At 68.2% G+C, this 6,902-nt stretch carries 6 protein-coding genes and 2 pseudogenes; 4 read left to right on the forward strand and 4 right to left on the reverse strand.

Annotated features, from left to right (window positions below):
• Together NW198_RS09540 and NW198_RS09545 are read left to right on the forward strand one after the other, a co-directional pair.
• Window positions 1-320 (forward strand): annotated as a pseudogene (locus NW198_RS09540) (pyridine nucleotide-disulfide oxidoreductase); the annotation flags it as partial.
• Window positions 320-688 carry a DUF1667 domain-containing protein gene (locus tag NW198_RS09545; RefSeq protein ID WP_258340931.1) on the forward strand — a complete coding sequence of 123 codons (369 nt, stop codon included), beginning with the start codon at window positions 320-322 and terminating at the stop codon, window positions 686-688. The pseudogene NW198_RS09540 and the gene NW198_RS09545, both read left to right, overlap by 1 nt.
• 23 nt (window positions 689-711) lie before the next feature.
• Here NW198_RS09545 and NW198_RS09550 read toward each other — a convergent pair whose 3' ends face one another.
• From NW198_RS09550 to NW198_RS09560, 3 genes are all read right to left on the reverse strand, one after another.
• Window positions 712-1,077 (reverse strand): pyridoxal-dependent decarboxylase, encoded by a 366-nt coding sequence (locus NW198_RS09550; RefSeq protein WP_258340932.1) that lies wholly within the window; start codon window positions 1,075-1,077, stop codon window positions 712-714.
• 127 nt (window positions 1,078-1,204) lie between these two features.
• The gene (locus NW198_RS09555) at window positions 1,205-4,120 is read right to left on the reverse strand and encodes an S-layer homology domain-containing protein (RefSeq protein WP_258340933.1); all 2,916 of its coding nucleotides are present in this window, start codon (window positions 4,118-4,120) and stop codon (window positions 1,205-1,207) included.
• Window positions 4,121-4,245: 125 nt separating this feature from the next.
• Window positions 4,246-5,463 (reverse strand): LuxR C-terminal-related transcriptional regulator, encoded by a 1,218-nt coding sequence (locus tag NW198_RS09560; RefSeq protein ID WP_258340934.1) that lies wholly within the window; start codon window positions 5,461-5,463, stop codon window positions 4,246-4,248.
• Between the two features lie 267 nt (window positions 5,464-5,730).
• Here NW198_RS09560 and NW198_RS09565 point away from each other — a divergent pair, with 267 nt between their 5' ends.
• Entirely contained in the window at window positions 5,731-6,003 is a 273-nt protein-coding gene (locus NW198_RS09565; protein ID WP_258340935.1) for a type II toxin-antitoxin system RelB/DinJ family antitoxin, read from the forward strand.
• The gene (locus NW198_RS09570) at window positions 6,003-6,302 is read left to right on the forward strand and encodes a type II toxin-antitoxin system YafQ family toxin (RefSeq protein WP_258340936.1); all 300 of its coding nucleotides are present in this window, start codon (window positions 6,003-6,005) and stop codon (window positions 6,300-6,302) included. Before NW198_RS09565 ends, NW198_RS09570 begins: the two co-directional genes overlap by 1 nt.
• 222 nt (window positions 6,303-6,524) lie before the next feature.
• On the opposite strand, the pseudogene NW198_RS09575 reads toward NW198_RS09570, so the two are convergent.
• Window positions 6,525-6,902, reverse strand: a pseudogene (locus NW198_RS09575) (hypothetical protein); the annotation flags it as partial.

Consider the following 6,902-nt stretch of genomic DNA (forward strand, 5'->3'; position numbering starts at 1 on the left):
CGGGAGCGGCGGCGGGGGCGGGGGCGGACGGGGACCGCGACCGCGGAGGCGAGGTGGCGCTCGTCCCCGGCGACGGCGTGCGCTACGTCGTGCCGCAGCGGCTCGGGGTGCGGCGCATGCCTGACGAGCTGACGGTCCGCCTGCGCGTCGACGGTATCTACGAGGGGCGGGCGATCGTCGCGCGCTCGGGCGGGCGTGTCGTGGCGCGCAGGCGGCGCGACATCCTCGTGCCCGGCGAGATGGAGCAGCTGACGCTGCGGCGCGAGGCGCTTCTCGCCTGCGACGGGCCTGACCCGGTCACGGTTGCACTGGAGGCGTGATGGACGAGAAGAACGAGAGGGTCCTGACGTGCATCCGCTGCCCGCGGGGTTGCCGGGTCAGCGTGACTCTGGCCGCGGACGGGTCGGTCGAGGCTCTGTCCGGCAACGCGTGCCCCCGCGGGGACTCCTACGCCCGCGCGGAGGTGAGCGCGCCGGTGCGCACCGTGACGACGACCGTCCCGGTCGAGGGCGGGTCGCAGCGGAGGGTGGCCGTCAAGACCGCCCGCGAGGTGCCCCGTGACGCCGTCCTCGACGTGGTGCGCGCGCTCGCGGGCGCGCGGGCGGTCGCGCCGGTGGAGATCGGCGACGTGATCGCGCGCGACGTTGCGGGAACCGGCGTCGACGTGGTTGCGACGGGCCGCGCGTAGCGCCCCGCGGTCGGCGGCCACGCCTAGAGGAGCTCGTCTCGAATCTGCGCGAGCCGGCGCACGGTCGAGCGCACGTCCATGACCTGGAGGGCGAACCAGAGCTTGAGGCCGCGCGCCGAGCGCGTGAGCTCGGGGCCGAGGTCCCACGGGTTCGCCGCCTCGTCCCCCTCGAGGAGGTCGGCCAGGTACTCGGGGTGCGCGGCGTAGGTCGAGACCAGGTGACGCCTGTCGCGCACGAGAACCATCCCGCAGGAGTAGGTCTGGAAGAGCCACTTGTGGGCGTCCCAGGAGAGCGAGTCTGCGAGCTCGACGCCATCGAGCATCCCGCGGTACCCGGTGAGCAGGACGCTCGCGCCAAAGGAGCCGTCAACGGACGACGCGGCACCCACCGGACGACGAGCAACGGGGCGAGGCTCGCGGCCGTGGCACCGCGCGCCCTGCCTCTCGGCGCAAGCGAGGGCCGCCCGGACGGGCGGCCCTCGCTTGGGAATACTGGTTGTCGGGCGGGGAAGGCCCCTATCCTGCGCGCCTTGCCAGGTTCATCAGGAGCGCCGCGGCCTCGGCGCGCGTGCAGGGGCGGGCTGGCTGCAGCTCGAGCGAGCCGTCACCGGCCCCGACGCCGTTCATCACGCCCTCGGCCACGGCCCAGGAGAGGGCCTCCCTGGCCCAGCCCGACACGTCGCCGGCGTCGGCGAAGCCGGAGAGGTCGGCGCGCGCCGACACGTCCATTCCCGCAAGCCCCGCCGCGTTCATGAGGACGCAGGCGGCCTCCTCGCGGGTGAGCGCGCCGCCGGGGGCGAACGAGCCGTCCCCGTGCCCGTTCATGACGCCCGCCCCGAGGGCCCAGGAGACGGCGCCCGCGTACCAGGAGCCGGCCTCGCAGTCGCCGGGCAGCCCCGCGGAGGGCGACGCCGGGGAGCCGGCCGCGTTGTGGAGCAGGCATGCCATCTGGGAGCGCGTGAGCGCGTCGGCCGGGCGGAGGGTGCCGTCGCCGTTGCCCCTCATGATCCCGCCGAGCCACGCCCAACGGACGGCCTCGGAGTACCACTCGCCCTCGAGGGCGTCCGGGAAGGGCAGGGCGTGGCTGCGGGAGTCGAGTGCCACGAGCCAGGACGACGCGTGGTCGAAGGGCAGGCGCGCCACGCCCTCGCCGTCGACCTGAGCGGTCGCCTCGTACCCCAGCGACCCCGCCTCGTCGTCGTAGCGGTAGAGGTTGGCGACGAGCCCCGCCGAGTCCTCGCCGAGCGGCGCCACGAGCGTGAGCTCGAAGCCAAAGGGGCCGTCGTGCTCGAGCGACACCTGCACGGAGCCGGACTCGCCGGTGACGAGGTTCACGACGTCCGCGGGAATGTCGTCGCCGCCAAGGGCAACGCCCAGGTCGACGTCGTCGTACCCCTCGCTCTTGGGCACGTCCCCGCCGTAGATCTCCCAGATAAGCCCGCCGCCCATGTCGAGCGCGAGCGTCACGTCGCGGCCGGCGAGCTCGTCCAGCACCTCGCCGGGAAGCACCGTCTTGCCGTCCATGTCCACCTTGACCGTGGACCCGGGCTCGGCGTCTGAGAGTTCGTCCGCAACGTCGCCCCAGTCAGGCCCGGTCGGGCGCGGCGGGACGTAAGGGTAGGTCACAGTCACTACGCAGGTCGCCGTCTTGTTGCCGTCCGCAGTGGTGACGGTGATGGTCGCGGTGCCCGCGCCCGCGGCGGTGACCTTGCCATCCGCGTCCACGGTGGCGACGCTGGTGTTATCGCTGCTCCACGTCACGTTCTTGTTGGTGGCTTCGCTCGGCGTGATGGTGGCATTGAGGATAACGGTACCGCCCACGGTGAGGTTGGCGCTGGTTTTGTTCAGTGTCACGCCGGTGACGGAAACCGTGGCGGCCGTCACGGTCAGGGTGGCCGCTTGGCTGGTAACATCGGTACTGTTCCCGTCTGTCACCACACAGCGGTATTGATAGCCGCTCATATCCATTGTGGTGGCTTGGGTCGTGTAGCTGATGCCGGTCGCACCGCTAATGTTCGCCCAGGCGGAGCCGTCGGTGCTTTGCTGCCATTGATAGGTCAGGTTGCTGCCGGTAGCGGTGACGCTAAAGGTGGCGGTTTCTCCCTCCGTCACGGTTACGTTGCCCGGTTGGGTCGTGATAGTGGTAGCTGCCGCATTGACCGTCAGGGTGGCGGGGGCGCTGATGACACTGACGCCGTTGGCTGTCACCACACAGCGGTATTGGTAGCCGCTCATGGCCATTGTGGTTTGACCTGTGGTATAGGTGGCGTTGGTTGCGTCGGAAATATCCATCCACTCACTTCCGCTATCAGTGGTTTTCTGTTGCCACTGATAGGTCAGCTGCTCGCCTTCACCGGCACTGGCGGTGACGGAAAATGCGGCGGGGCTACCCTCCTCCATAGTCTGGTTTACCGGCGAGACGGTGATCTCCGGCGGCTGTTTGCCATCAATGGTTCCTTCCAGCTTGCCGCCGCTCTCCACCGTGATGGTCTTGCCGTTCGTGTCCAGAGAGGCCCCGTCTCCGATGGTCAGGGTCTCGCCCTCACCGATCTCCAAATCCTCCTGAAAGGTCACAGTGCCGTACACGGTGCCTTCCGTACCGTCAAAGACGATGCCGCCGTTGGTAGCATTATCGGCAACAGTAGGAGTTACATCACCTTGTCCGAAGACATCGATCCCGCCGTTTCTGGTGTCCACCAGAGCATTGCCGCTGACGGTCAGCTCGGTTGTGATGTTGTAATTAGGGTTGCCAGCATTAAATTCAATCCCCGCAGCGCCGCTGGCAGTCAATTTTCCGCCGTTCACCGTCAGTGTGGCGGTGTGTCCATGGGTGCCCGCACTGCCGGCCTGTACCGTAACTCCATTGCCGGAGTTAGAGGTTAAAGTGACATCGGCGCTCTGGATAGTCAGGGTGGCATCGCCGCTGTTGCTCTGAACCATGATTCCGTTTAAACTGCCGCTGGCATCCAGACTGTCGCTACCCGTGATGGTCAGGGTGGCGTCGCCGGTAGAAGGGGAATGCGCAAGCACAAAAATCCCTGTGCTGACATCTTCTATTGTATTGGTGCCCTCCAATGTGATAGTCAACTCCGCATCGCCGTTCTGATTGAACACGCCAATACCCGCACCCATGACATAAGTGCTGGTATCAGAAGGCACGTACTCTCTAATAGTGGCATTGTGCAGGGTCAGGGTATTGGTATCTGCGCTATAATGGATATATTTGTCTGACGGTGTGCCTTCCTTGGTGTATTGGGTGACACTTCCATCACTATCCGTCGTCCAGTAGCCGCCGTTTGTCACATTTTTGTTGCCTACATAGATCACCTGTCCGCCCGGCGCAGCCGCCAGCGCCGTGGCGGGCAGCATCGTCAGGAACACCATCATCGCCGCCAGGAGCGCGCCGACCTTCCACCACGTTCTTCTCGCCATTCGGCACCATCCCTTCCTCCGCGCCGCAATGCGGGCGCGAAACGCAGCCTGACCTCCCCATTCTTTCCTAGACGCAGCGAGGGACCTCTACCCGGCGAGACGGTGGGTTTGGGGAGGGTCGCGCCCTACGAGAGCAGGAAGCGGCCCAGCTCCTTGCGGCTGCTCACGCCGAGCTTCTTCAGGGACTTGGAGATGCACTCCTTCACGCGGTTGACCGAGATGCCCATGTGCGCCGCGATCTCGGCGTTGCTCCACCCGCGCGCCGCGAGCATGCAGGCGGCGAACTCGGTGGTGGTGAGGTTGTCGGCCACGTCGTCGCCGGTGGCGGGGTTGTGCACGCGCCTCCAGCCGGCGGAGAAGCGGTAGGTGATGTCGATGATGCGTCGGAAGTCGTCGGGCCAGGCGGGCTTGATCGCGGCCTCGAGCATGCCGCCGAGAAGCCCGTGGTGCTCGCCCAGCGGCTCGATGAGGCCGTCGGGGCGGGCGAGCTCCCACGCCGCCAGCAGGTGCTCGCGGGCCTCGTCCGCGCGCCGCTGCGCCATGAGGTCCATGACGGCAACGAGGTGCAGGTAGATGGCGGGGATGGGATAGGAATCCTCCTGCATGGCGAAGGCGCCCAGCACCAGGCCCAGGCTCGTCTGGTGCTCGCCCTCCAGATAGAGGCGGTGCGCCTGCACGTAGCAGGCAAAGAGCCTCAGGCCCGGCGGCAGGAGTGGCAGCGCCTCGCCCGCTGGCGGCAGGCCCTCGGGCTCGGGGATGTGCAGGAGCACGCTCGCCGTGCGCGCCACGAAGGACGCCGCGGCGGCCGCCTCAGGGGAGAACCCCCCTATGGGCTTCCCGATGCCGGCGCGGGCGCGCGCGAGGGCGGAGCGTGCGTCGTTGATGCGGTCGAGGGCGAGGCTCGCGTACGCGCAGATGAGGCAGGCCGAGAGGCGCGCGCCCGCGTCCTCGCTCGCAAGGAGCGGACGCGCGAGGGCGGCCGCCCGCGCGGCGTCGCCGGTGAAGTAGGCGAGCTCCGCCAGCGCCACGTCGCGGCGCGGGCCCTCGGGGAGCGACTCGGCGTACTCGCGGGCGTGGCCGGGGGCAAAGGGCGCGTTCATGAGGGGCATGAGGGTGTCGCACGACCCCTGCCGGCGCCGGGGGACCATGGGCCTCTCGTCCCCGGGAGCTGCCTCGTTGCGGGAGCGTCGCAGGTCGGCGGGCTTGACGGCGCCCTCCGGCACGCGCCAGGCGCGGCCCACGCGCTCGGCCCCCGGGACGCGGCCCTGGGCGCACATGAGCTGCACGGCGCGCGGCGTCACGTGCCAGCGGCGAGCCGCCTCCGCGGCCGAGATGAACTCCATGTGGCACCCCCATTCACATACATCGATAGCTTACCAGAGCGCACCGGGGCATTCCTTCGCTCGTGCGAAGACTTGGGCGGGGAATTTGGGAAGTTATTTTCGGCGTTGGACGGCCGCGGGCGCCAAAAGCCTGAAGGCGCGCCTTGCTTACGGAACATAGAGACGAGTGCGCATGGGTTTTGCCGGATGATTTGTCCCGGATAAAATGGGTAAGAATGTACATACAATAGATTTGACTTGCACGTACATAAGCGACAGGAGGCAGAAATGGCCGCATCGACGCTCACCATTCGGCTCGACGACGAGCTCAAGCGCGGGGCCGCGGAGGTCGCAGATTACTACGGGCTCGACCTCTCGTCCGTGACCCGTGCGTTCTACAAGCAGATGGTCAACACTCGGCGCATCCCGCTCACGTTCGCCCCGGAGGAGCCCAACGAGGAGAGCCTCGCCGCAATCGCTGAGGGGGACGCCTTCCTTGCGTCCGGCCAGAGCGGGCGATTTGCGAACGGTCACGACCTGATAGAGGCGGCGACGGCCTGATGGCCAGGCTCACCGCCGACTTCTCGTCGGCCTTCAGGCGCGACCTCAAGAGAAAGGCTCGCAGGAGGGGATGGGACCTCTCCGAGTTGGAGAAGGTCATCGACCTGGTGGTCGAGAACTCTCCCGAGTCACTGGAAATCCTGAGAACCCGACACAACATGCACGCGCTGACGGGCAGCTGGTCCGGACGCAAGGAGTGCCACGTCGCAAACGCGGGGGACTGGCTCGTTATCTGGTCCTCCAACGATAGGGTCGCCTTCTTCGAGAGAACGGGCGGACACGACGAGCTCTTCAGGTGAGAGCGGTCGGCCTTGAATCGGTAGGTCCGAGCATCGACAGGCATTCCTGTAGCGCGCGCGCCAGGGGACAGGGCGGTCGAATGGCGTCGCAACCGCGCGCATGCGGAGCACCGCAAGAGGCCCCGCGCCTCCCGCACGGTTCTTCTCGCCAAACCGTGCGGGAGGCGCCGGTCGGCACCGGGCAGAGACGCCGACCGGCAGCGAGGCGGCCCGCCCGCCCCGCTACGCGCGCGCCCTGGGCCGCACCGCTCCGCGGTCGCAGCGGTTGCCCCAGGAGTCGATGAGCTCGTCGTCGCGGTAGACGCACACGACCTCGCAGTGGTTGGCGCACCGGCCGCACACGACCTCGCGCGTACGGAACTCGAAGTCGTCGACGTCCCAGGCGAAGGGGCGCCGCTGCGGCTCGGGGGCGTCGGCGGCGAGCAGCGCCGCGCCGAACGCGCCCATGAGGTGCCCGTCGGCGTCGACGAGGACCTCCATCCCGAGCTCGTCCTCGAAGGCGCGCCACTTGGCTCCGAGCCGGTAGGTCATGAGGGCGCGCGGCAGGCCGATCACGCGGGTGCGGCGAAGGGCGCGGGCGCGGCGACGCCGACGAGCGCG

This window comes from Thermophilibacter sp. ET337, from assembly GCF_024733715.1.
In the GTDB taxonomy this organism is placed as follows: domain Bacteria; phylum Actinomycetota; class Coriobacteriia; order Coriobacteriales; family Atopobiaceae; genus Thermophilibacter.

Bases quoted from the DNA above. Each gene is read 5' to 3' on its own strand.
- NW198_RS09565 (WP_258340935.1), top strand. From the start codon at position 5,731: ATGGCCGCATCGACGCTCACCATTCGGCTCGACGACGAGCTCAAGCGC.
- NW198_RS09555 (WP_258340933.1), bottom strand. From the start codon at position 4,120: ATGGCGAGAAGAACGTGGTGGAAGGTCGGCGCGCTCCTGGCGGCGATG.
- NW198_RS09545 (WP_258340931.1), top strand. From the start codon at position 320: ATGGACGAGAAGAACGAGAGGGTCCTGACGTGCATCCGCTGCCCGCGG.
- NW198_RS09570 (WP_258340936.1), top strand. From the start codon at position 6,003: ATGGCCAGGCTCACCGCCGACTTCTCGTCGGCCTTCAGGCGCGACCTC.
- NW198_RS09560 (WP_258340934.1), bottom strand. From the start codon at position 5,463: ATGGAGTTCATCTCGGCCGCGGAGGCGGCTCGCCGCTGGCACGTGACG.